General features: G+C 68.5%; 22 protein-coding genes and 1 pseudogene. 4 read left to right on the plus strand and 19 right to left on the minus strand.

Annotated features, from left to right (window positions below; genetic code table 11):
* From hscB to uvrB, 6 genes are all read right to left on the minus strand, one after another.
* On the minus strand, positions 1-519 hold the full coding sequence (gene hscB / locus VFE82_RS09475; RefSeq protein WP_325000053.1) for a Fe-S protein assembly co-chaperone HscB: 519 nt from the start codon (positions 517-519) through the stop codon (positions 1-3).
* A 77-nt stretch (positions 520-596) separates the two neighbouring features.
* The gene (gene iscA / locus VFE82_RS09480) at positions 597-920 is read right to left on the minus strand and encodes an iron-sulfur cluster assembly protein IscA (protein WP_325000054.1); all 324 of its coding nucleotides are present in this window, start codon (positions 918-920) and stop codon (positions 597-599) included.
* An 8-nt stretch (positions 921-928) separates the two neighbouring features.
* The gene (iscU, locus tag VFE82_RS09485; protein ID WP_325000055.1) at positions 929-1315 is read right to left on the minus strand and encodes a Fe-S cluster assembly scaffold IscU; all 387 of its coding nucleotides are present in this window, start codon (positions 1313-1315) and stop codon (positions 929-931) included.
* Positions 1316-1333: 18 nt separating this feature from the next.
* Complete coding sequence (locus tag VFE82_RS09490; RefSeq protein WP_325000056.1) at positions 1334-2554, minus strand: IscS subfamily cysteine desulfurase; 1221 nt, start codon at positions 2552-2554, stop codon at positions 1334-1336.
* A 49-nt stretch (positions 2555-2603) separates the two neighbouring features.
* Entirely contained in the window at positions 2604-3140 is a 537-nt protein-coding gene (iscR, locus tag VFE82_RS09495; RefSeq protein ID WP_325000057.1) for a Fe-S cluster assembly transcriptional regulator IscR, read from the minus strand.
* Between the two features lie 243 nt (positions 3141-3383).
* On the minus strand, positions 3384-5492 hold the full coding sequence (uvrB, locus tag VFE82_RS09500) for an excinuclease ABC subunit UvrB (RefSeq protein ID WP_325000058.1): 2109 nt from the start codon (positions 5490-5492) through the stop codon (positions 3384-3386).
* 127 nt (positions 5493-5619) lie between these two features.
* Here uvrB and VFE82_RS09505 point away from each other — a divergent pair, with 127 nt between their 5' ends.
* The 3 genes from VFE82_RS09505 to rsxB all read left to right on the plus strand — a co-directional run bounded on the left by VFE82_RS09505 (position 5620) and on the right by rsxB (position 9127).
* Complete coding sequence (locus VFE82_RS09505) at positions 5620-6816, plus strand: amino acid aminotransferase (RefSeq protein WP_325000059.1); 1197 nt, start codon at positions 5620-5622, stop codon at positions 6814-6816.
* 305 nt (positions 6817-7121) lie between these two features.
* Entirely contained in the window at positions 7122-8465 is a 1344-nt protein-coding gene (locus tag VFE82_RS09510; protein WP_325000060.1) for a polyhydroxyalkanoate depolymerase, read from the plus strand.
* Positions 8462-9127: an electron transport complex subunit RsxB gene (gene rsxB, locus VFE82_RS09515; protein WP_325000061.1), complete on the plus strand. Its 666-nt coding sequence runs from the start codon at positions 8462-8464 to the stop codon at positions 9125-9127. The genes VFE82_RS09510 and rsxB overlap by 4 nt, the downstream gene beginning before the upstream one ends.
* A gap of 139 nt (positions 9128-9266) precedes the next feature.
* On the opposite strand, the gene VFE82_RS09520 is transcribed toward rsxB, so the two are convergent.
* The 8 genes from VFE82_RS09520 to scpA are packed head-to-tail and all read right to left on the minus strand — an operon-like array spanning position 9267 to position 19599.
* Positions 9267-10304, minus strand: a complete 1038-nt coding sequence (locus tag VFE82_RS09520) for a D-cysteine desulfhydrase (RefSeq protein ID WP_325000062.1) — start codon at positions 10302-10304, stop codon at positions 9267-9269.
* Positions 10291-10812: a VOC family protein gene (locus tag VFE82_RS09525; RefSeq protein ID WP_325000063.1), complete on the minus strand. Its 522-nt coding sequence runs from the start codon at positions 10810-10812 to the stop codon at positions 10291-10293. Before VFE82_RS09525 ends, VFE82_RS09520 begins: the two co-directional genes overlap by 14 nt.
* The gene (locus tag VFE82_RS09530) at positions 10809-11855 is read right to left on the minus strand and encodes an alkaline phosphatase D family protein (RefSeq protein ID WP_325000064.1); all 1047 of its coding nucleotides are present in this window, start codon (positions 11853-11855) and stop codon (positions 10809-10811) included. The genes VFE82_RS09525 and VFE82_RS09530 overlap by 4 nt, the downstream gene beginning before the upstream one ends.
* A 5-nt stretch (positions 11856-11860) precedes the next feature.
* The gene (locus tag VFE82_RS09535; protein WP_325000065.1) at positions 11861-13909 is read right to left on the minus strand and encodes an acetyl/propionyl/methylcrotonyl-CoA carboxylase subunit alpha; all 2049 of its coding nucleotides are present in this window, start codon (positions 13907-13909) and stop codon (positions 11861-11863) included.
* 5 nt (positions 13910-13914) lie between these two features.
* Positions 13915-14859: a hypothetical protein gene (locus tag VFE82_RS09540; protein ID WP_325000066.1), complete on the minus strand. Its 945-nt coding sequence runs from the start codon at positions 14857-14859 to the stop codon at positions 13915-13917.
* Positions 14856-16388: an acyl-CoA carboxylase subunit beta gene (locus VFE82_RS09545; RefSeq protein ID WP_325000067.1), complete on the minus strand. Its 1533-nt coding sequence runs from the start codon at positions 16386-16388 to the stop codon at positions 14856-14858. Before VFE82_RS09545 ends, VFE82_RS09540 begins: the two co-directional genes overlap by 4 nt.
* Before the next feature lie 26 nt (positions 16389-16414).
* Positions 16415-17446, minus strand: coding sequence for a methylmalonyl Co-A mutase-associated GTPase MeaB (gene meaB, locus VFE82_RS09550; protein WP_325000068.1), 1032 nt, complete (start codon positions 17444-17446; stop codon positions 16415-16417).
* Positions 17446-19599: a methylmalonyl-CoA mutase gene (gene scpA / locus VFE82_RS09555; RefSeq protein ID WP_325000069.1), complete on the minus strand. Its 2154-nt coding sequence runs from the start codon at positions 19597-19599 to the stop codon at positions 17446-17448. The genes meaB and scpA overlap by 1 nt, the downstream gene beginning before the upstream one ends.
* A gap of 80 nt (positions 19600-19679) precedes the next feature.
* Between scpA and VFE82_RS09560 the strand changes: the two genes are divergently transcribed.
* Positions 19680-20315 carry a GntR family transcriptional regulator gene (locus VFE82_RS09560; RefSeq protein WP_325000070.1) on the plus strand — a complete coding sequence of 212 codons (636 nt, stop codon included), beginning with the start codon at positions 19680-19682 and terminating at the stop codon, positions 20313-20315.
* A gap of 75 nt (positions 20316-20390) precedes the next feature.
* On the opposite strand, the gene VFE82_RS09565 is transcribed toward VFE82_RS09560, so the two are convergent.
* The 5 genes and pseudogenes from VFE82_RS09565 to VFE82_RS09585 all read right to left on the minus strand — a co-directional run.
* A complete protein-coding gene (locus tag VFE82_RS09565) occupies positions 20391-20771 on the minus strand; it encodes a DUF2237 domain-containing protein (RefSeq protein WP_325000071.1) in 381 nt (126 codons plus the stop codon).
* Between the two features lie 140 nt (positions 20772-20911).
* Complete coding sequence (locus VFE82_RS09570; protein ID WP_325000072.1) at positions 20912-21880, minus strand: tripartite tricarboxylate transporter substrate binding protein; 969 nt, start codon at positions 21878-21880, stop codon at positions 20912-20914.
* 173 nt (positions 21881-22053) lie between these two features.
* Complete coding sequence (locus VFE82_RS09575) at positions 22054-23235, minus strand: acyl-CoA dehydrogenase (RefSeq protein ID WP_325000073.1); 1182 nt, start codon at positions 23233-23235, stop codon at positions 22054-22056.
* 26 nt (positions 23236-23261) lie between these two features.
* Positions 23262-24224, minus strand: a complete 963-nt coding sequence (locus VFE82_RS09580; RefSeq protein WP_325000074.1) for a tripartite tricarboxylate transporter substrate binding protein — start codon at positions 24222-24224, stop codon at positions 23262-23264.
* Between the two features lie 37 nt (positions 24225-24261).
* Positions 24262-24406 (minus strand): annotated as a pseudogene (locus tag VFE82_RS09585) (electron transfer flavoprotein subunit alpha/FixB family protein); the annotation flags it as partial.

Genomic DNA, 24406 nt, shown 5'->3' on the forward strand with positions numbered 1-24406 from the left:
CTATTGTCCCAGCTGGTCGATGCGCTGCTCGACGTCATGGGCAAAGCGCTCGATGAACATGAGCACGCGCACCTGCTGGGCAGCGCCCGGGGGATCGCGCTCCTTGTCCAGCAGCCGCTCGATGTCGGCGAGGATGCGGCGCCGCGCCGCGTCCAGCCGACCCGCGACGACGTCTACTGCTTGCGGCGAGGACGCCTCGTCGAGCTCCTCGCGCCATTCCATCTGCTCCATCAGGAACTCGGGTGGCATGGCCGTGTTGCGCTCCGCATCGATGGGAGCACCTTGCAATTCGCACAGGTAGGCGGCCCGGCGCAGCGGATCTTTCAGCCGCTGGTAGGCCTCGTTGATGCGGACCGACCACTGCATCGCCACGCGCTGCGCCGCGGAGCCCTGGGAGGCGAAGCGGTCGGGATGGGCCTCGCGCTGCAGGTCCTTCCAGCGGGCGTCGAGCACCGCGCGGTCCTGTGCAAACCGTTGCGGCACGCCGAACAGCTCGAAATCGTTCGCCTGGAGATTCATGGGTGTTGCCTCGTGCCTGCCGCACCCTGGACGCCTGCACCCCGCCGGGGCACCGCAGCGGCTGGCGCCTGTCGCGCCTAGACCCGGAAGGATTCGCCGCAACCGCAGCGGTCGCGCTCGTTCGGGTTGTTGAAGCGGAAGCCCTCGTTCAGGCCTTCGCGCACGAAATCGAGCTCGGTGCCGTCGATGTAGGCCAGGCTCTTGGGATCGACCAGCACCTTCACACCGTGGTTCTCGAACACCAGATCCTCGGGCGCGGCCTCGTCCACGTACTCGAGCTTGTAGGCCAGCCCCGAGCAGCCGGTGGTCTTGACGCCGAGCCGCACGCCCACGCCCCTGCCGCGCTTGCTGAGATAGCGTTGGACGTGGCGGGCCGCCGCTTCCGTCAACGTGACTGCCATGGCGGAGTTCAATGCGAGTGCTTCTTCTTGTAGTCGTCGACCGCCGCCTTGATCGCGTCTTCGGCCAGGATCGAGCAGTGGATCTTCACCGGCGGCAGTGCCAGCTCCTCGGCGATCTGGCTGTTCTTCAGCGCCGCAGCCTCGTCGAGCGTCTTGCCCTTGACCCATTCGGTCACGAGCGAGCTGGAAGCGATCGCGGAGCCGCACCCGTAGGTCTTGAAGCGTGCGTCCTCGATCACCCCGGTCTGCGGGTTGACCTTGATCTGCAGCTTCATCACGTCACCGCACGCGGGAGCGCCCACCATGCCGGTGCCAACGCTCTCGTCACCCTTGTCGAAGGAACCCACGTTGCGGGGGTTCTCGTAGTGGTCGACGACCTTCTCGGAATAAGCCATGTCAATTACCTCAGGTTCTCAGTGTGCCGTCCACTGGATCGTGCTCAGGTCCACGCCGTCCTGGTACATCTCCCAGAGCGGGCTGAGCTCGCGCAGCTTGGCGACGTTCTTCTTGATCGTCTCGATCGCGTAGTCGATCTCTTCCTCGGTCGTGAAGCGGCCGATGGTCATGCGCAGGCTGCTGTGCGCCAGTTCGTCGCTGCGGCCGAGGGCGCGAAGCACGTAGCTGGGTTCCAGCGAAGCCGAGGTGCAGGCCGAGCCCGACGACACGGCCAGGCCCTTGATGCCCATGATCAGCGACTCGCCTTCCACGAAGTTGAAGCTGATGTTCAGGTTCTGCGGCACGCGCTTGTCGAGGTGGCCGTTGATGAACACCTGTTCGATGTCCTTCAGCCCGTCGAGCAATCGCTTCTGCAGCGCGCGCGCCTTGGCGTTGTCCTGGGCCATCTCTTCCTTCGCGATCCGGAAGGCTTCGCCCATGCCGACGATCTGATGCGTCGGAAGCGTGCCGGAACGCATGCCGCGCTCGTGGCCGCCGCCATGCATCTGGGCTTCCAGCCGCACGCGCGGCTTGCGCCGGACGTACAGCGCCCCGATGCCCTTGGGGCCGTAGGTCTTGTGCGAGGCCAGGCTCATCAGGTCGACCGGCAGCGCCTTGACGTCGATGTCAACCTTGCCGGTGGCCTGCGCCGCGTCGACATGGAAGATGATCCCCCGCTCCCGGCACAGGGCGCCGATGGCGGGGATGTCCTGGATGACGCCGATCTCGTTGTTCACGAACATCACGCTCACGAGGATGGTGTCCTCGCGCATGGCGGCCTTGAGCTTGTCGAAGTCGAGCAGGCCGTCCTCCTCGACATCGAGGTACGTCACCTCGAAGCCCTGCCGCTCCAGCTCGCGCATGGTGTCGAGCACGGCCTTGTGCTCGGTCTTCACGGTGATGAGGTGCTTGCCGCGCGTCTTGTAGAAATGCGCAGCCCCCTTGAGCGCCAGGTTGTTCGACTCCGTGGCGCCGGAAGTCCAGACGATCTCGCGCGGGTCGGCGCCGATCAGATCGGCCACCTGCTCGCGCGCCTTCTCCACCGCGGCCTCGGCCTCCCAGCCCCAGGCGTGGCTGCGCGAAGCCGGGTTGCCGAAGTGCTCGCGCAACCAGGGAATCATGGCGTCGACCACGCGCGGATCGACCGGCGTCGTGGCGCCGTAGTCCATGTAGATCGGGAAATGCGGGGTCATGTCCATGGCTGGCTGCTCGGCTCGCTCTGACTGGCTGCTGGAGGGTTGGAGGGGATCAGGACTTCGCCAGGGCGTTGCCCAGTGCGAAGACGGAATTCGGTGCATTCACACGGATCGGCTTGACCACCGGCGCACTCGAGATCGCACGCTTGACGGCCGGCTTGTCCTCGATCTGCACGCCCTTGGCGAGCTGCTCGTCGACCAGCTTCTGCAGCGTGACGGAATCGAGGAACTCGACCATCCGCTGGTTCAGGGCGGACCACAGCTCGTGCGTCATGCAGCGGCCGCCGTCGCCGTTGCAGTTCTCCTTGCCACCGCATTGCGTGGCATCGATCGGCTCGTCGACGGACACGATGATGTCCGCGACGGTGATCTCGGCCGCCTTGCGGCCCAGCGTGTAACCGCCACCCGGCCCACGGGTGGATTCCACCAGTTCGTGCCGGCGAAGCTTGCCGAACAGCTGTTCCAGGTAGGACAGCGAGATCTGCTGGCGCTGGCTGATCGCCGCCAGCGTGACGGGACCGTTGTTCTGGCGCAGGGCCAGATCGATCATCGCGGTGACCGCAAAGCGGCCTTTGGTCGTGAGACGCATCGCAACCTCCTTGTTGCTTGTCCGTACCCATTGCGCCGCGCCGACACCCGTCGACGCGGTCCGTCTCCACCCTTGTGTCCGGCACCTGCCGGCTCCCGCCGGCGACCTGCGCCGGCTGCTTGTTCTTCGTTCCTGAGCGATTCCGTCAAGTATACCCGAAAACCCGGCGTGACGCTCGGGTAAATAGACTGGCCAGTCGCACTTTGGTTCCCAACTGTCGCGTTGGAGCTGACGATCTGCTGCTCAGCGCCGTCCCGAGTGGATGGGCACGACGTTGTCGTGAACCACCGCGCCGAACGCCTGCTGCTTGAGCACGGCCAACTGGTCGCGTACCCGTGCGGCCTTCTCGAATTCCAGGTTGCGCGCGTGCTCGACCATCTGCTTTTCCAGGCGCTTGATCTCCTTGGCCACGTCCTTCTCGGACATGTCCTCGGCCATGGCGCGCTGCAGCTCCTGCTTTTCCTGCTCCCGGCTGGTCTTCTCGCTGTAGACCCCATCGATCAGGTCGCGCACTTCCTTGCGGATGCTGCGGGGCGTGATGCCATGGGCCAGGTTGTGGGCGATCTGCCGCTCGCGACGGCGCTCCGTCTCGCCGATGGCCTTCTTCATGGACTCGGTCATCTGGTCGGCGTACAGGATGGCCTTGCCATGCAGGTTCCGGGCTGCCCGGCCGATGGTCTGGATCAGCGATCGCTCCGCCCGCAGGAATCCCTCCTTGTCGGCGTCAAGGATCGCGACCAGCGACACCTCGGGGATGTCCAGTCCCTCGCGCAGCAGGTTGATGCCCACCAGCACGTCGAAGGCACCCAGCCGCAGGTCGCGCAGGATCTCGACGCGCTCGACGGTGTCGATGTCGCTGTGCATGTAGCGCACCTTGACGCCGTTGTCCGCCAGGTAGTCGGTCAGCTGCTCGGCCATCCGCTTGGTCAGGGTGGTGATCAGCACGCGCTCGTTCTTCTCGGCGCGGATGCGGATCTCCTGCAGCACGTCGTCCACCTGGTGCGTCGCGGGGCGGACCTCGACCTCCGGGTCGATCAGGCCGGTGGGACGCACCAGTTGCTCCACCACCTGGCCGGCGTGCTGCTGCTCGTACGCGGCGGGCGTGGCCGAGACGAAGATCACCTGGCGCATGCGCGTCTCGAATTCCTCGAACTTCAGCGGCCGGTTGTCCAGCGCCGACGGCAACCGGAACCCGTATTCGACGAGCGTGGTCTTGCGCTGCCGGTCGCCGGCGTACATCGCGTTGAGCTGGCCGATCATCTGGTGGCTCTCGTCCAGGAACATCAGCGCGTCCTTGGGCAGGTAGTCGGTCAACGTCGACGGCGGCGCGCCAGGGGGCGAACCCGAGAGATGCCGGGTGTAGTTCTCGATGCCCTTGCAGTGCCCCACTTCGCTGAGCATCTCCAAGTCGAACCGGGTGCGCTGCTCGAGCCGCTGCGCCTCCACGAGCTTGCCGGCGCCCACCAGCTCCTTCAGACGCTGGTCCAGCTCCAGCTTGATCGATTCCACGGCGGAGACGACCTTCTCGCGCGGGGTGACGTAATGGCTGGACGGATAGATGGTGAAGCGCGGCACCTTCTGGCGGATGCGCCCGGTGAGCGGGTCGAACAACTGCAGCGTCTCGATCTCGTCATCGAACAGCTCCAGCCGGATGGCCAGCTCACTGTGCTCGGCGGGGAACACGTCGATGGTGTCGCCCCGCACCCGGAACGTGCCGCGCGAGAAATCCTGCTCGTTGCGCGTGTACTGCATCCGGATCAACTGGCCGATCACGTCACGCTGGCCGATCTTGTCGCCCACCCGGCAGATGAAACGCATCTGGGTGTAGTCCTCGGGCGCGCCGATGCCGTAGATCGCGCTCACCGTGGCCACGATCACCGTGTCGCGCCGCTCCAGCACGCTCTTGGTGGCCGACAGCCGCATCTGCTCGATGTGCTCGTTGATCGAGCTGTCCTTCTCGATGAACAGGTCGCGCTGCGGAACGTAGGCTTCCGGCTGGTAGTAGTCGTAGTAGCTGACGAAGTACTCGATGGCGTTCTTGGGGAAGAACTCGCGGAACTCGCTGTAAAGCTGCGCCGCCAGCGTCTTGTTCGGCGCGAAGACGATGGCCGGGCGGCCCAGCCGGGCGATGACGTTGGCCATCGTGAAGGTCTTGCCCGAGCCCGTCACGCCCAGCAGGGTCTGGTACACCTCGCCGTCGTTCACCCCCTCGACCAGCTTTTCGATGGCGGTGGGCTGGTCGCCGGACGGCGGGTAAGGCTGGAACAGCTCGAACGGGGAGCCCGGAAAGGTGACGAACTGGCCGTTTTGCTGCTGCGGCGTGACTTCGGTGACTTCGTTGACTTCTGGCATGGCGCTGGTGGAGGAAGGTCGAGGGGCGGCGGCTTAAAATCGGGCAGCCGGACAGCGTAACGCAAGCCCGGGCCGGCAGCCGGGATCGCGCCATCCGGGCGCGCACCACTTCCAGAGGATTTCCTGCATGTCTTTGTTCCAAGCCGTCGAGATGGCACCGCGTGACCCGATCCTGGGTCTGACCGAGCAGTTCAACGCCGACACCAACCCGCACAAGGTCAACCTCGGCGTCGGCGTCTACTACGACGACAACGGCAAGCTGCCGCTGCTGCAATGCGTGCAGCGTGCCGAGAAGCAGATGATGGAGGCGCCCAAGGCCCGCGGCTACCTGCCGATCGACGGCATTGCCGCCTATGACAGTGCCGTCAAGAACCTCGTATTTGGGGCCGACAGCGAGCCGGTCAAGAGCGGCCGTGTCGCCACCGTCCAGGCACTCGGCGGCACGGGCGGCCTGAAGATCGGCGCCGACTTCCTGCGCAAGGTCAATCCCGGTGCCAAGGTCCTGATCAGCGATCCGAGCTGGGAGAACCACCGCGCCCTGTTCACCCAGGCCGGCTTCACCGTCGACAGCTACCCCTACTACAACGCGGCCAGGCGCGGCATCGACTTCGACGGCATGCTGACGGCGCTGAACATGGCGGCGCCCGGCACCATCGTCGTGCTGCATGCCTGCTGCCACAACCCGACGGGCTACGACCTCACGCCCCAGCAATGGGACGAGGTCATCGCCGCCACCAAGGCCCGCAAGCTGGTGCCGTTCGTCGACATGGCGTACCAGGGCTTCGGCCAGGGGATCGCCGAAGACGGCGTCGCGATCGGCAAGTTCGTCGCCTCCGGCCAGGACTTCTTCGTTTCGACCTCGTTCTCCAAGAGCTTCAGCCTCTATGGCGAACGGGTCGGCGGGCTGTCGGTGCTGTGCGAGAACAAGGACGAAGCCGCCCGGGTGCTGAGCCAGCTGAAGATCGTCATCCGCACCAACTACAGCAACCCGCCGACCCACGGGGCCACCGTGGTGGCCACGGTGCTGAACACGCCCGAGCTGCGCGCGCTGTGGGAGCAGGAGCTCGGCGGGATGCGCGCCCGCATCAAGGAGATGCGCACCGCCCTGGTGGGCAAGCTCAAGGCAGCCGGCGTGCAGCAGGACATGGGCTTCATCGCCCAGCAGGTCGGCATGTTCAGCTACACCGGGCTGTCCAAGGAGCAGATGGTCCGCCTGCGCGAGGAGTTCGGCGTCTACGGCATCGACACCGGCCGGATCTGCATGGCCGCGCTGAACACCAAGAACATCGACGCCGTCAGCCAGGCCATCGCCAGAGTCCTCTGATGGGCTGAACCTCCCGGCAGCCCACGCTGCAGCTGCCGGGAGCGTCCATCCGCGGGAGCGCCTGCATGCCCGCCTCCGGCGCCTGCCGGTCGGCTGCGATTGCGGCCGGATGCCGATGCCGACACGCATCGACCGTCCGCCAAAGGTGCCCCGTCTCACACAAAGACGCAGGAAAGTCCGTCAGATCCAGGCATCCGTCACGCGCATGCTGTGGCCTGATTGTTGACGGCGCGCGCGCGACACATGGATGAGCGCCGCCGCCCGCGGGACTGCTATATTGCACCGCACAACCAGGGGCCCAGAGCATGCTTTACCAGATCTACGAGGCGCAACGGTCGTTGATGGAGCCGTTCGCCGATTTCGCGCAGGCCGCCGCCAAGCTGTACAGCAATCCCCTCACGCCGTTCGCCCAGAACCCCTTGGCCCAGCGCGTCTCCGCCAGCTACGAGCTGATGTACCGGCTCTGGAAGGACTACGAGAAGCCGGCGTTCGGCATCCAAACCGTCGAGGTCGACGGGGACGAGGTGGTGATCCACGAGGGCGTCGAGCTCGACAAGCCGTTCTGCGAACTGCGCCGCTTCAAGCGGTTCTCCGACGATCCCGACACGCTGGCCAAGCTCAAGAGCCAACCCGCGGTGCTCGTCGTGGCCCCGCTGTCGGGCCACTACGCCACCTTGCTGCGGGACACCGTGCGAAGCCTGCTGGCCGACCACAAGGTCTACATCACCGACTGGAAGAACGCGCGGATGGTGCCGCTGGCGGAGGGCGAGTTCCACCTGGACGACTACGTCAACTACGTGCAGGAATTCATCCGGCACCTGCAGGGCATCTACGGCAACTGCCACGTGATCAGCGTCTGCCAGCCCACCGTGCCGGTGCTGGCCGCGGTCTCCCTGATGGCCTCGCGCGGCGAGGTGACGCCTCTCACCATGACCATGATGGGCGGCCCGATCGATGCCCGCAAGTCGCCCACGGCCGTCAACAACCTCGCGACGAACAAGAGCCACGCCTGGTTCGAGAACAACGTCATCTACCGCGTGCCGACCAACTTTCCCGGCGCGGGCCGGCGCGTGTACCCGGGCTTCCTGCAGCACACCGGTTTCGTGGCGATGAACCCCGACCGCCACCTGTCCAGCCACTACGACTACTTCAAGCACCTGATCGCGGGCGACGACGCCAGCGCCGAGGCGCACCGCAAGTTCTACGACGAGTACAACGCCGTGCTCGACATGGATGCCGACTACTACCTCGACACCATCCGCACGGTGTTCCAGGAGTTCGCCCTGGTGCACGGCACCTGGGACGTGATCAGCGAGGACGGCGAGCTCGAGCGCGTGCGGCCGGAGGACATCAGGACCACCGCGCACCTCACGGTGGAAGGCGAACTCGACGACATCTCCGGCGCCGGCCAGACCGAGGCCGCCCATGGCCTGTGCATCAACGTGCCGAAGTCGCGCCAGAAGCACATCGAGGTCAAGGGCGCCGGCCACTACGGCATCTTCAGCGGCCGCCGCTGGCGCGAGACGGTGTACCCGCAGGTGCGCGAGTTCATCGCGCGCTTCAACGACGGCCCGACCGTGCCCGACGCGGCACGCACGGCTCCGGCCAAGGCGGCGTCCCGGAAAAAGGCAGCCGCCCCCGCGGCGTGAACCCGCTGGCCGCGCGGCTGCACGCCGCCCTGCCGCAGACGCAGTGCACGCGCTGCGGCTATCCCGACTGCGAGTCGTACGCGACCGCCATGGCGGCGGGCGAAGCGCAGCTCAACCAGTGCCCGCCCGGGGGGGCCGAAGGCGTCGTCCGACTGGCGGCGATCCTGCAGCGGCCCACCCTGCCGCTGGATGCCGCGCACGGCATCGAAGCGCCGCGGACCGTGGCGGTCATCGACGAGAACTGGTGCATCGGCTGTACGCTGTGCCTGAAGGTCTGCCCGACCGACGCCATCCTGGGTGCGAACAAGCGCATGCACACGGTGATCGAACCGGCCTGCACCGGGTGCGAGCTGTGCGTCCCGGTGTGTCCGGTCGACTGCATCTCCCTGGACAACGTGAGCGGCGACCGGACGGGCTGGCAGGCGTGGAGCCAGGCGCAGGCCGACGAGGCGCTGGCCCGCTACCGCCGCCGCCAGCTGCGGCTGGCGCGGGAGGAGACCGAGCAGCAGCAGCGGCTGGAGCGCAAGGCCGAGGCCAAGCTGGCGGACCTGCCCGCGCACACCCACGGGGCGAAAGGGGCCGAGGCCGAGCGCAAGCGCGCCATCATCGAAGCAGCGCTGGCCCGGGCTCGCGCGCGGCGCGCGGGGAGCCCGTCAACCTAGCAGCGCGGCGCGGGCCGTCCGGTCCGCTGGCCCGTCGCATCCCGTGCCCCCGCCGAAGTCCGAAGTGGACGCCCAACAGCCCTGGCGGAGCGCCGGGCCGTGCCGCCGGACCTGCTGGCGAAACGGCCCGGTCTCGGGATCAACCAGCGACCGGCGTGTCGCCCAGGACCTGCGCCTCGTAGGCGTGCAACGACGGCAGGCCGCCGGTGTGCAGGAACAGGACGTTCTCGCCCGGCTGGAAGAACCCCTTGCGCGCCAGGCCGATCAGACCGGCCATGATCTTGCCGGTGTAGACCGGATCCAGCGGAATGCCTTCGGTGCGCGCCAGCAGCTGCACCGCCTCCACCATTGCCTGGTTCGGGATCGAGTACTTGGGCTGCCAGTAGCCGCCCACGCTCTGCACCGCCTCGCGGGGCACCGTGAGCGGCAGGCCCAGCAGCTCCATCACCGCCTGGGCTTCCTTGTGCACCAGCGGCTCCTGGTCAGCCGGATCGCGGCTGACGCCGATGCCGGTGATCGGGATGCGGATGTTGTTGCCGATGAAGCCCGCCAGCAGGCCGCCGTGCGTGCCCGAGCTCCCCGAGCCGACCACCACGCGGTCGATGCGCAGGCCCTGCTCGAAGAGCTGCTGCTGCAGCTCCTGGGCGCAAGCCACGTAGCCCAGGCCGCCCAACGCATTGGAGCCACCGCCCGGGATGATGTAGCCCTTGCGGCCTTCGGCGGCGAGCGCATCGGCCACCTTCTGCATCTCGGCGGCCATGTTGCTGCCGCCGGGCACCACGGTGATCGCCTCGACGCCCATCAGGCGGAACATGAAGTTGTTGCCGCTGGCCTTGGTGTCGTAGCTGTTGGGCACCCGCTCCTCGATGACGAAGCGGCATTTCAGGCCCTCCTTCACGGCGGCGGCCAGCGTGATGCGGCAGTGGTTCGACTGCGGAGCGCCGCAGGTGATCAGCGTGTCGGCACCCTTGGCGAGCGCGTCGGCGACGAGGAACTCCAGCTTGCGGGTCTTGTTGCCGCCGGGGAACAGGCCCAGCATGTCGTCGCGCTTGATCCAGACGTTCGGGCCCTGCCCACCGGGGCAGGACTCGGCCAGTGCGGCGCTGAAGCGCGGCAGGAACTCGAGCGGCGTTGCGAAGGGCGTGTAGCGGCGGCGGGGGAATCTAGAAAGGTCCATGGCTCGATTCTCGCGCAAGCGCGGTGAAGGCCTGCACGACTTCGGGCGGCGCCTGCACCAGTTCGATGAGCACCCCCTCGCCGCCGACCGGCGCCTCGTCGCTGGCACGGGGATGGATGAAGCAGATGTCGAACCCGGCCGCACCGCGCCGGATGCCGCCGGGCGCGAACCGGACGCCCTGCCCCTGCAGCCACGCGACGGCGGCGCGCAGGTCGTCGACCCACAGACCCACGTGGTTCAAGGGCGTGGCGTGCACGGCGGGCTTGCGCTCCGGGTCCAGCGGCTGCATCAGGTCGACCTCGACCTTGAACGGGCCGACGCCGAGCGCGCAGATGTCCTCGTCCACGTTCTCCCGGTCGCTCTTGTAGGTCCCGGTGACCTCCAGGCCGAACAGGTCGACCCAGAGCTTCTGCAGCCGCAGCTTGTCGGGACCGCCGATGGCGATCTGCTGCAGGCCGAGAACACGGAACGGCCGCCCGGCGGCAACGGGGGAAGCAGGCTGGTTCATGGGGTGATCTTCAGTTCGTCGAAAGGAATGGCATGGCGGCGGGCAGCGCGCCCCTGGACGTCGACCAGCGAGAGCGTCAGGGCGCGGGCGTCCCAGTCGATGTCCACCAGGCCGAAATGCAGCTCGGTGAACGGCTCGCCGATCCGGTTCGGGCCAGCCTCGCGCACGCCGCGCCAGGTGTGGGTGAAGCCGCTCGCGGTGAGCTCGGTCAGCGGGTAGGCGACGCCGTCGGTGCGGCGATAGACCGCGCCGAAATGCCGGTCGCCGGAGAGCAGGACGACGCCGCCGGCCCGCGTGTCGGCGACGAGGCGCACCAGGCGTTCGCGCTCCAGCGGGAAGTTGCCCCAGCGCTCCCAGCCGTGGCCCTCGGCCAGCACCTGGATGCCCGACAGCACCAGCCGCACCTGCGCCGGCTCGCGCAGCTGTGCCTCCAGCCACTGCCACTGCAGCGGGCCGAGCAGCGTCTTGTCGGGATCGGGGTCCGGCAGGTAGCGCTCGCGGCCGGGCGCGTCGCGCCGGTCGGTCGGGCGCCAGGGCGAGCGGAACCAGCGGTCGTCGAGCAGGATGCCCTGCACCCGGCGCCCCGGCGGACCGAACACCTGCGCGTGGTACAGGCCCTCGCGGCGCCGCCGCGGATCGTCGGCCGGCACCTTCCAGAACGCGAGGAATTCATCCTTGGCCAGCTGCCGCAGGGGAAACTCGGCGCCGCCGTCGTTCAGGCCGAAGTCGTGGTCGTCCCAGATCGCCAGGTGGGGGATGGCGGCGCGCACGCGGGACAGGCCGGGCAGTTCGGCTGCCTGGGCATACGCACGCCGGAAGGCCTGCGCTGAGGGCGGCGCGTCGACGTAGACGTTGTCCCCGCCGAACAGGAACAGGTCCGGGCGCACGGCGAGCACGGCATCCCACACCGGCTGCGGCCGGTTCTGGTCCATGCAGGAGCCGAATCCGATGCGTCGCAACGGCGCATCGCTGGTCCGCGGCGATGCACATCCGCTCAGGGCGGCCAGCGCGGCTGCGGAGGCGAGCAGGTCGCGGCGCTGCATGCGGCTCAGCCGAACTCGATGATCGGCTGGTCCACCGCGAGCGACTCGCCCTTGGCTGCCAGCACCTTGCTCACCACCCCGTCGGCGGCGGCGAACAGCACGTTCTCCATCTTCATGGCTTCGATCACGGCCACGCGCTCGCCCGCCTGCACCTTCTGGCCCGGCTGCACGGCCACGTCGACCAGCAGGCCCGGCATGGGGGAGAGCACGAAGCGGCTCATGTCGGGCGGCGCCTTGTACGGCATCAGCGCGTGGAGCTCGGCGCTGCGCGGCGTCAACACCAGGGCGGCCAGCCGCGTGCCGTCATGGCTGATGGCGACCGCCAGCGGGTTCCTGCCGACGCCGCGCTCCACCTGCGCGGTGAAGGGCCGGCCGCCGACCGTGCCGCGGATGCGCGAGGCGCCCAGATGCCACTGGCTGCAGATCTCGTAGCGCCGCCCGCCGGTTTCCACCACGCTGGAGCCCGACACGGCCTGGAAATCCGACACGCGCGCGGGCTGGCGTTCGTGCCGGCCGCCCTCGCCCAGCTTGACCACCACGAACTCCTCGCCGACGCGGAACTCGTGGCCGCGCATCTGTCCGCTGATTCCCGCCGAGCGCTGCAAGGCCCGCCGGTTCACGTATGCCGCCAGGGCCACCAGGAAGTCCGGGTCCTCGTGCGCCACGTCCTCGGCACGGAAACCCTTGGCGTAGTGCTCGGCGATGAAGCCGGTGTTGAACTGGCCGTCGACGAACTTCGGATGCGCCAGCAGCGCGGCCTGGAACGGCACGTTGCTGGAGATCCCGCGGACCACGAACCCGTTGAGCGCCTCGCGCATCTTGGCGATCGCGTCGCGGCGGTCGGTTCCGTGCACGATCAGCTTGGCGATCATCGAGTCGTAGTACATCGGGATCTCGCCGCCTTCCGTGACGCCGGTGTCGACCCGCACGCCGTGCAGGTGCGCCGTGTCGGCGGCCCACATGCTCTCCCTGGGCGGCTGGAAGCGCACGAGCCGCCCGGTGGACGGCAGGAAATTGCGGAACGGGTCCTCCGCATTGATGCGGCACTCGATGGCCCAGCCTTCGCGCTTGACGTCGTCCTGCGCGAGCGGCAGCTTCTCCCCGGCGGCCACGCGGATCATCAGCTCCACCAGGTCCAGGCCCGTGATGCACTCGGTCACCGGATGCTCCACCTGCAGCCGCGTGTTCATCTCCAGGAAGTAGAAGCTCTGGTCCTTGCCGACGACGAACTCCACCGTTCCCGCGCTCTGGTAGTTCACCGCCCTGGCCAGGGCGACGGCCTGCTCGCCCATCGCCTTGCGCGTCGCATCGCTGATGAACGGCGACGGCGCCTCCTCGATCACCTTCTGGTGACGCCGCTGGATCGAGCATTCGCGCTCGTTCAGATAGATCACGTTGCCGTGCGCATCGCCCAGCACCTGGATTTCGATGTGGCGCGGCTCCTCGACGAACTTCTCGATGAAGACCCGGTCGTCGCCGAAGCTGTTGCGGGCCTCGTTGCGGCAGGACGTGAAGCCTTCCAGGGCTTCCTTGTCGTTCCAGGCCACGCGCAGGCCCTTGCCGCCGCCACCCGCCGAGGCCTTGATCATCACCGGATAGCCGACGCCTCGGGCGATTTCCACGGCCCGCTCGGCGGTCTCGATGGCATCGTTCCAGCCCGGGATGGTGTTGACCCGCGCCTCGTTGGCCAGCTTCTTGGAGGCGATCTTGTCGCCCATCGCCGCGATCGAGTGGTGCTTGGGCCCGATGAAGGTGATGCCCTCTTCCTCCACCCTGCGGGCGAAGTCCTCGTTCTCGGACAGGAAGCCGTAGCCCGGGTGCACTGCCTGCGCCCCGGTCTGCCTGCACGCCTCGATGATGCGGTCGGCCTGCAGGTAGCTCTCGCGGCTGGGCGCGGCGCCGATGTGCACGGCCTCGTCGGCCAGCTGCACGTGGCGAGCGTCGCGGTCGGCGTCGGAGTAGACGGCGACCGTCTTGATGCCCATCTTGCGGGCGGTCTTGATGACGCGGCAGGCGATCTCGCCGCGATTGGCAATCAGGATCTTGTCGAACATGGTGGTCAGCCTTTCAGGCCCTGGGCCGCCCGCTGGCGGATCTCGTCGGTGGTCTTGCCCTGCAGGCACATCGCGCCCACCAGCAGGGCGGACTGCAGGATGAAGTGCCGTTCGGGCCCGAGGCCCTCGGCCTGGAGCACTTCGGCCGGCACGCGCGCGGCACGCAACTGGTCGGCCAGGAAGGTCTGGACCGGCCAGGGAACGTTGCTGTCCTGCGGATCGCCGAGCACGAACACGCGCAACGCCGGGTGCATCCGGCGCGCCTCGAGGTGCTCCGCCGGCTCGTACGAATCCGCGTAGCCCGTCGCGTCGATCGTCCAGCCGCGGGCGGCAACCCGGCGACGGGGCGAGGCCACCGCCGAGGTCGGCACCGCGCACACGATGTCCGACCGGTCGCCGAGCAGCGACGCGACCACATGTCCGCCGCCGCTCAGCCCAGCAACGGCGATGTCCCCGATGGCGTGGCGCCGCTTGATCTCGTCGATGGCCGCCGACACGAGGCGGCCTTCGGCCACCCGCCGGCGCTGCTTGTGGTCCCCCGAGGAGCCGTAGGTGCCGGGGCGGCCGATGAAGACGTACGGCACGCCGTAGCGGCCCGGCACACGGTCCACGGTCGCCTGGACCGCCGCCGGCGTGGTGCCGGCGTAGCCCTTGGCCACGCTGTCTCGCACCAGGAGGTCGCCCGAAAAGAAGAACAGCGCGGCCCGGCCGCGCTCGCCATCCAGGCCCGAGAACCAGTACCGCAGGCACTCGCCCGCCTCGCCGGGCGGCTGCGCCCAGACGGCGCCGGCGGTCGCGGCACACTGGGCCTGGGTGGTCTGCACGCCGCGCACCACCGCCTCGTCGGTGAAGGCGTCGTCCACCGCCGGGAACGGCGCGCGGTCGCGGGACGGCGACGCGCAGCCCTGCAGGACCAGCAAGGCCGCCAGCAGCCAGCCGCCCCTGGTCACAGCGGGATGTTCCCGTGCTTGCGCCACGGGTTCTCGAGCTTCTTGTCGCGCAGCATCACCAGCGAGCGGCAGATGCGCTTGCGGGTCTCGTGGGGCAGGATCACGTCGTCGATGAAGCCGCGGGCGCCGGCCACGAACGGGTTGGCGAAGCGGGCCTTGTACTCGGCTTCGCGGGCCGCGAGCTTGGCCGGGTCGCCCTTGTCCTCTCGGAAGATGATCTCGACCGCGCCCTTGGCCCCCATCACCGCGATCTCGGCGTTCGGCCAGGCGAAGTTGACGTCGCCGCGCAGGTGCTTGGAGCTCATCACGTCGTAGGCGCCGCCGTAGGCCTTGCGGGTGATGACGGTGATCTTGGGCACGGTGCACTCGGCGTAGGCATAGAGCAGCTTGGCGCCGTGCTTGATGATGCCGCCGTATTCCTGGCTGGTGCCGGGCATGAAACCGGGTACGTCGACGAAGGTGACCACCGGGATGTTGAACGCATCGCAGAACCGCACGAAGCGCGCAGCCTTGATCGAGCTCCTGATGTCCAGGCAGCCCGCCAGCACCAGGGGCTGGTTGGCCACGATCCCCACCGTCTGCCCCTCCATGCGCGCGAAGCCGATGACGATGTTCTTCGCGTACTCCGGCTGCAGCTCGAAGAAGTCGCCGTCGTCCACCGTCTTGGTGATCAGCTCCTTCATGTCGTAGGGCTTGTTCGGGTTGTCCGGCACCAGCGTGTCGAGCGAGTAGTCCATCCGGTCAACCGGATCGTTGCTCGGGCGGATCGGCGGCTTCTCGCGGTTGTTCAGCGGCAGGTAGTTGTACAGGCGGCGCAGCATGATCAGCGCCTCGACGTCGTTCTCGAAGGCAAGGTCGGCCACGCCGCTGCGGGTGGTGTGGGTGCCGGCACCGCCCAGCTCCTCGGCCGTGACCTCCTCGTGGGTCACGGTCTTGACCACGTCCGGGCCGGTCACGAACATGTACGAGCTGTCCTTGACCATGAAGATGAAGTCGGTCATGGCCGGCGAGTACACCGCCCCACCCGCACACGGCCCCATGATCATGCTGATCTGCGGGATCACGCCCGAGGCCAGCACGTTCTTCTGGAACACGTCCGCGTAGCCGCCCAGCGACGCCACGCCCTCCTGGATGCGCGCGCCGCCCGAATCGTTGAGGCCGATCACCGGGGCGCCGACCTTCATCGCCTGGTCCATCACCTTGCAGATCTTCTCCGCATGGGCCTCGGACAGCGCACCACCGAACACGGTGAAGTCCTGGCTGAAGACGAACACCAGGCGGCCGTTGATCATGCCGTAGCCGGTGACCACGCCATCGCCCGGCACCTTGTTGTCCTGCATGCCGAAGTCGTGGCAGCGGTGCTCGACGAACATGTCCCATTCCTCGAACGTGCCCTCGTCGAGCAGCAGCTCCAGGCGCTCCCGCGCCGTGAGCTTGCCCTTCTTGTGCTGCGCGTCGATGCGCTTCTGGCCGCCGCCCAGGCGCGCCGCAGCGCGCTTGCGTTCGAGCTGGTCGAGGATGTCTTGCATGCTGTCGTTCTCCGTGTTCTGTTCTGTCAGGTCTCAGGGCCGGCTGCGCCGCCTCCGGCCGCGACGGCCCCGTCCGGGCGGAACGCGCCCAGGAGCCGCCGCGCGGCGGTGGACGCGGGAAGGCGTCCCGCCTCCACCGCGCCGGTCAGCTCGGGCAGCAGGTCGCGCACCGCGGGATCCTGGCGGAAGGCCTGCTTCAGCCCGGCCTCGATGCGCTCCCACATCCATGCCAGGGCCTGCTGCCGCCGGCGTGCCGGCAGCCGGCCGTCGGCCGACTGCAGCTCGCGAAAGCGGCACACCGTCGCCCAGAATGCGTCGACGCCGACCGCCTTGAGCGCGCTCAGCTGGAGCACCTGCGGCTGCCAGCGACCGCGGTCGCGTCCCTGCTGCGTGAGCAGGCGCAGCGCACTGGTGATCTGGGCCTGCGCGCGGGTGGCCGCGTCGGCATCCAGGTCCGCCTTGTTGATCACCACCAGGTCGGCCAGCTCCATCACGCCCTTCTTGATCGCCTGCAGGTCGTCGCCGGCGTTGGGCAGCTGCATCAGCACGAACATGTCGGTCATCCCGGCGACCGCGGTCTCGCTCTGGCCGACGCCGACCGTCTCGACGATCACCACGTCGTAGCCGGCCGCCTCGCAGACCAGCATCGCTTCGCGCGTCTTCTCGGCAACCCCGCCCAGCGTGCCGCCCGACGGGCTGGGGCGGATGTAGGCCTTCTCGTGCACCGACAGCTGCTCCATCCGGGTCTTGTCGCCGAGGATGGAGCCGCCCGAGACGCTGCTGGACGGATCGATGGTCAGGACCGCCACCCGGTGGCCCTGGCCGATCAGGAACAGTCCGAGCGCCTCGATGAAGGTGCTCTTGCCCACGCCGGGCACGCCCGAGATGCCCAGGCGGAACGAGTTGCCGGTGTGCGGCAGCAGTTGCGTCAGCAGCTGGTCGCCCTGTGCGCGGTGGTCGGGCCGGGTGGACTCGAGCAGGGTGATGGACTTGGCGATGGCGCGGCGCTGCGGCACGGCGGCGCCGTGCAACACCTGCTCGGCCAGCGCGTGGGCCATCAGCCCTGCGCCTTGCGGATCTGTTCCAGCACGTCCTTGGCGCTGGCGGGGATCGGCGTGCCGGGGCCGTAGATGCCCTTCACGCCGGCGTCGTAGAGGAACGCGTAGTCCTGTTGCGGGATGACCCCGCCGACGAACACGATGATGTCGTCGGCGCCCTGCTTGCGCAGCTCCGCGATGATCGCCGGCACCAGCGTCTTGTGGCCGGCCGCCAGCGTCGAGACGCCGACGGCATGCACGTCGTTCTCGATGGCCTGGCGCGCACATTCCTCGGGCGTCTGGAACAGCGGCCCCATGTCGACGTCGAACCCGAGGTCGGCGTAGGCCGTGGCCACCACCTTGGCCCCGCGGTCGTGGCCGTCCTGGCCCAGCTTGGCGATCATCACCCGCGGGCGGCGGCCCTGCTGCTCGGCGAACGCGGCGATCTCGCCCTTGAGCTTGTCCCAGCCCTCGGCCGAGTCGTAGGCTGCGGCGTACACGCCGGTCACCTTCTGCGTGTCGGCTCGATGCCGCCCGAACACCTTCTCCAGCGCGTCGGACACCTCGCCGACGGTGGCGCGCGCCCGGACGGCCAGGATGCTCAGGTCCAGCAGGTTGCCGTCGCCCCGCTCGGCGGCCGCGGTCAGCGCGTCCAGCGCGGCCTGGACCTTCGCGTCGTCGCGCGACGCACGGATCTGCTGCAGCCGCGCCACCTGCTGCTCGCGCACGCGGTGGTTGTCCACCTCGAGGATCTCCACGGGATCCTCCTTGCCCAGCCGGTATTTGTTGACGCCGACGATCACGTCCTTGCCCGAATCGATGCGGGCCTGCTTCTCCGCCGCGGCCGCTTCGATCTTGAGCTTGGCCCAGCCGGAGTCGACCGCGCGGGTCATGCCACCCATGGCCTCGACCTCCTCCAGGATGGCCCAGGCCGCGTCGGCCATGTCCTGGGTCAGCTTCTCCATCATGTAGCTGCCGGCCCAGGGATCGATCACGTTCGGGATGTGGGTCTCTTCCTGGATGATCAGCTGGGTGTTGCGCGCGATGCGCGAAGAAAATTCCGAGGGCAGCGCGATCGCCTCGTCGAAGCTGTTGGTGTGCAGCGACTGCGTGCCGCCGAACACCGCGGCCATCGCCTCGATCGTGGTGCGCACCACGTTGTTGTACGGGTCCTGCTCGGTGAGCGACCAGCCCGAGGTCTGGCAGTGCGTGCGCAACATCAGGCTCTTGGCGCTCCTGGCGCCGAAGCCCTTCATGATCCGGCACCAGAGCAGGCGCGCGGCGCGCATCTTGGCGATCTCGAGATAGAAGTTCATCCCGATCGCCCAGAAGAACGACAGCCGGCCTGCGAAGTCGTCGACGCTCAGTCCCTTGGCCAGCGCCGTCTTGACGTATTCCTTGCCGTCGGCCAGCGTGAAGGCCAGCTCCAGCGCCTGGTTCGCGCCGGCCTCCTGCATGTGGTAGCCCGAGATCGAGATCGAGTTGAACTTCGGCATGTTCCGGGCCGTGTACTCGATGATGTCGCCGATGATCCGCATGCTCGGCTGGGGCGGGTAGATGTACGTGTTGCGGACCATGAACTCCTTGAGGATGTCGTTCTGGATGGTCCCCGACAGCTGGTCCTGCCGCACGCCCTGCTCTTCCGCTGCCACCACATAGCCCGCCAGCACCGGCAGCACGGCGCCGTTCATGGTCATGGACACGCTGACCTTGTCGAGCGGAATGCCGTCGAACAGGATCTTCATGTCTTCCACCGAGTCGATCGCCACGCCGGCCTTGCCGACGTCGCCGGTCACGCGCGGGTGGTCGCTGTCGTAGCCGCGGTGGGTGGCGAGGTCGAACGCCACGGAGACGCCCTGTCCGCCCGCGGCCAGTGCCTTGCGATAGAACGCGTTTGACTCCTGCGCGGTCGAGAAGCCCGCGTACTGGCGGATGGTCCAGGGGCGCACCGCATACATCGTGGCCTGGGGCCCGCGCACGTAGGGCTCGAATCCCGGCAGGGTGTCGGTGTGAGGCAGACCCTGCAGGTCGGCGGCGGTGTACAGCGGCTTGACGGCGATGCCGTCCGGCGTCACCCAGTTCAGTGCGTCGACCTGGCCGCCGGGCGCGGACTTGGCAGCGGCTCGGATCCAGTCCTCGAGGCTCGCCGCCGGGAATTCGGGAGTGTCAGGCATGAGGTTCTTCCGGAGGTGCGGCATCTTATCGTATTCATAATTATTGATGCAGAATGCCGCGACCCCTAGAATCGCCCGCCATGTCCGCCGTCTCGCTCGCCCCCCGTGCCCTCTATGAAGAGGTGGCGGAGCTGCTGCGCCAGCGGATCTTCCGGCGCGAGCTGGAACCGGGCAGCTGGATCGACGAGGTGAAGCTCGCGCAGGAATACGGCATCAGCCGCACGCCGCTGCGGGAGGCGCTCAAGGTGCTGGCCGCCGAGGGCCTGGTGACGATGAAGGTGCGCCGCGGGGCGTACGTCACCGAAGTGTCGGAGCAGGACCTGGCCGAGGTCTACCACCTGCTCTCGCTGCTGGAGAGCGACGCCGCGGGGGTCGTGGCGTCGAAGGCCAGCGACGCCGAGCTGCGCGAACTCCAGGCGATCCACGACGACCTGGAAGCTGCCGTCCGCCAGCGCGACCGCTTCTTCACCATCAACGAACGCTTCCACATGCGGCTGCTGGAAGTCGCCGGCAACCGCTGGCGCAACCAGATGGTGGCCGACCTGCGCAAGGTGATGAAGCTCAACCGCCATCACTCGCTGCTCAAGTCGGGCCGCATCGAGGAGAGCCTGGCCGAGCACCGGCTGGTCCTGCAGGCGCTGCTGGCGCGCGATGCGGCCGCCGCCACGCTGCGGATGCAGGAACACTTCCGCAACGGCCTGGAAGCAGCGGCCTGAGGGCGGGCTTCCAGCCATGTCGCCGACGGCGGCGGCACCCCGGGCGCTCGCCGGACCCCGTGTCGAGGCGTCGCCTCAGGCGATCCGGCCGCCCGGCTGCCACGCGTGCCGGCGCAAGTCCTCCAGTGCGACGAACTCCAGCGCCTTGGCGTGCGTGCTCTCCAGCACGACGGGCGGCGCCACGCCGGCCTCGAGTGCCTGCCGCCAGCGCAGGGCACACAGGCACCAGCGGTCGCCCGGCTTCAGGCCCCGGAAGCGGAACTCGGGGCGCGGGGTGACCAGGTCATTGCCCTGCCCCAGCGAGAACGCCAGGAACTCCCGCGTGACGCGCGCACAGACCACGTGCGTGCCGTGATCCTGGTCGTCGGTCTGGCAGCAGCCGTCCCGGAAGAACCCGGTCAGCGGATCGTAGGAACACGGCACCAGCGGCGTGCCCAGGACGTTGACCACGTTCATGGACGCGGTCCGTCCGGGAGCACGCACCGGTGGCAAGGTGGGAACGGCATGGCAGGCATCGGCAATCGGGCACCTTCGCGGCGCATTGTCTCCACCTGCCTTGCACCCGTGCCCCACTGGGACAAGGGGTCGTCGCCGTGTCAGTCGGGCTTGGCGCCCGACTCCTTGACCACCTTCGCCCACTTGGTGATCTCGGACTGGACCAGCGTGGCCAGCTGGTCCGGCGTGCCCGGCGCGGGATCGAGGCCCAGGGTCGCCAGCTTCTCCTTCACGTCCGGCATGGCCAGCACCCTGGCCAGCTCCGCATTGATCTTCGTCTGCACCTCGCGCGGCAGGCCAGCCGGCGCGAACAGCGCGAACCAGGACGTCGCCTCGAATCCGGGCAGGCCCGACTCGGCGACGGTCGGGATCTGCGGTGCGGCCGGCGAACGGTTGGCGCTGGTGACCGCGACGGCCCGCAGCTCGCCCGATTTCACCAGCGGCAGCGCCGAAGGCATGTTGTCGAAGATCATCGTGATGCGCCCGCCCAGCAGGTCGGGGATGGCCTGGGCGCGCCCCTTGTACGGGATGTGCTGCATCTTCACGCCGGCCATCGTGTTGAACAGCTCGCCGGACAGGTGGATCGAGGTGCCGCTGCCGCTCGAGCCGAAGGTCAGGGGCGTCTTCTTCGCCAGCTCGACCAGCTCGGCCACGCTGCGCGCGGGGACCGTGTTGTTGACCACCAGCAGGTTCGGGGTGGACGCCAGGAAGCCGATCGGCGTGAAGTCCTTCTGCGGGTGGTAGGGCAGGTTCGGGTAGAGCGACGCGTTGATGGCGTGCGTGCCCACGGTCCCCACCACCAGCGTCGCGCCGTCCGGCGGGCTCTTGGCCACGAAGTCGGCGCCAATGTTGCCGCCGGCGCCGGGCTTGTTGTCGACCGTGACCGGCTGCCCGAGCGCGCCCCACTTCTCCGCCAGGATGCGCGCCAGCGTGTCGGGGGCGCCGCCCGGCGGGAAGGTGACGACGATGCGCAGCGGCCTGGTGGGCCAGGCGGCCTGCGCCGCGGCGCCCAGGGATGCAAGGCCCAGTGCGGCTGCGGCCAGCACCGGGAGCAGGCGGAATGCATTCATCGGTTGTCTCCGGATCGTTGTCGGGCCATTCTGCCCAGACGCCCGGCCGGCGGACTTGGTGAAAGCGAGGAGGCGGCCGGCCCGGTCAACCGTCGAGCAACGGCGCGGCATCCGGATGCCGCCCGTGGTGCGGCGCGCGGACGGCCTGCGCCTGGCCGGTCCGCGCTCGCCGCTCAGAACGCCGCGATGCCGGTCTGGGCGCGGCCCAGGATCAGGGCGTGGATGTCGTGCGTGCCCTCGTAGGTGTTGACGACCTCGAGGTTGACCATGTGGCGCGCCACGCCGAACTCGTCGCTGATGCCGTTGCCGCCCATCATGTCGCGGGCCAGCCGGGCGATGTCCAGCGCCTTGCCGCAGGAGTTGCGCTTCATGATCGAGGTGATCTCCACCGCGGCCGTGCCCTCGTCCTTCATCCGCCCGAGGCGCAGGCAACCCTGCAGGCCCAGCGTGATCTCGGTCTGCATGTCGGCCAGCTTCTTCTGCACCAGCTGGTTGGCCGCCAGCGGCTTGCCGAACTGCTTGCGGTCCAGCACGTACTGGCGCGCGCGGAACCAGCAGTCCTCGGCCGCGCCCAGGGCGCCCCAGGCGATGCCGTAGCGGGCCGAGTTCAGGCAGGTGAACGGGCCCTTGAGGCCACGCACTTCGGGGAACGCGTTCTCCTCGGGGCAGAACACCTCGTCCATCACGATCTCGCCGGTGGTCGACGCGCGCAGGCCCACCTTGCCTTGGATCTTGGGCGCCGACAGCCCCTTCCAGCCCTTCTCCAGCACGAAGCCGCGGATCGAGCCCTCGTCGTCCTTGGCCCACACCACGAACACGTCGGCGAACGGCGAGTTGGAGATCCACATCTTGCTGCCGGTCAGCCGGTAGCCGCCGTCCACCTTGCGGGCGCGGGTGATCATGCTGGCGGGGTCCGAGCCGTGGTTCGGCTCGGTGAGGCCGAAGCAGCCGATCCACTCGCCGGTGGCCAGCTTGGGCAGGTACTTCTGCCGGGTCGCCTCGTTGCCGAATTCGTAGATCGGCACCATCACCAGCGACGACTGCACGCTCATCATCGAGCGGTAGCCCGAGTCGACCCGCTCGACCTCGCGCGCCACGAGGCCGTAGCACACGTAGTTCAGCCCGGCGCCGCCGTACTGCTCCGGGATCGTCGGGCCGAGGAAGCCCAGCTCGCCCATCTCGCGGAAGATCGCGGTGTCGGTCGTCTCCTCGCGGAACGCCTGCACCACGCGCGGGGCCAGCTTCTCCTGGCAGTACGCGTGCGCCGCCTCGCGCACCGCGCGCTCGTCGTCGGTCAGCTGCTGCTCCAGCAGCAACGGGTCGTCCCACTGGAACGCGGCTTTGGTCTTGGCCATGCTTGTTTTCTCCTTGGTTGGCGCGCTCAGTCGAGCGTCACCTTGGCTTCGCGGATCACCTTGCCCCACTTGGCGGTTTCGTCCGCGATGAACTTGCCGAAATCGGCCGGGCCGCTGCCCGCCGGGATGGTGCCCATCGCCTCCAGGCGCGCGCGGACATCGTCCTGGCGCACGATGGTGGCGATCTCGTCCGCGACGCGCTTGACGATCGGCGCGGGCGTGCCGGCCGGGGCCAGCACCCCGGCCCAGGTGCTGGCAACGAAACCGGTGACGCCCTGCTCCTCGAAGGTGGGCACGTCCGGCAGCGCCGGCAGCCGCTTGTCGCTGGCGACGCCGACCAGGCGGACCTTGCCGGCCTTGCCGGGGCTGATGAGGCCCTGCGCGGCGTCGCCGAACAGCTGGATCTGGCCCCCCAGCAGGTCGGTCAGCGCCGCGGCGGACCCGCGGTACGGGATGTGGACCATGTGCGTGCCGGTGAGCGACTTGAGCAGCTCGGTCGACAGGTGGACGGCGGAGCCGTTGCCGCTCGAGCCGTAGCTGATCTTGCCCGGGTTGGCCTTGGCATATGCCACCAGCTCCCGGGCGTTCCTGTACGGCGCTTCGTTGTTGACGGCCAGCACCAGCGGCGACAGGCCGATCAGCGACACCGGCGCCAGGTCCTTGACCGGGTCGTACGGCAGCTTCTTGTACAGCGTGGTGTTGGCGGCATGCGCCGCGATCACCACGGCGAAGGTCTGGCCGTCGGGCGCCGCCTTCGCCAGGGTGTCGACGGCCACGATGCCGTTGGCGCCCGGCTTGTTGTCCACGATCACCGGCTGCCCCAGCCGCGCCTGCAGCTTGTCGCAGACCAGCCGGGCCGTGACGTCGGTGAAGCCGCCGGGCGGATAGCCCACCAGCACCCGGATCGGGCGCGCGGGCCAGGCCTGCGCGCGCACCAGGGGCGCGGCGACGCTGGCGGCCAGGGCGGCGGTGAAATGACGGCGTTGCATGGATGTCTCCTTTTGTCGTTGTTGGATAGCGCGAGGCTCAGAGCGCCTTGACCAGTTCCGGCACGGCCTGGAACAGGTCGGCCTCCAGGCCGTAGTCGGCCACGCTGAAGATGGGGGCCTCGGGGTCCTTGTTGATCGCCACGATCACCTTGGAGTCCTTCATGCCGGCCAGGTGCTGGATG

The organism is Ramlibacter sp. (genome assembly GCF_035655895.1).
Classification (GTDB): domain Bacteria; phylum Pseudomonadota; class Gammaproteobacteria; order Burkholderiales; family Burkholderiaceae_C; genus Ramlibacter.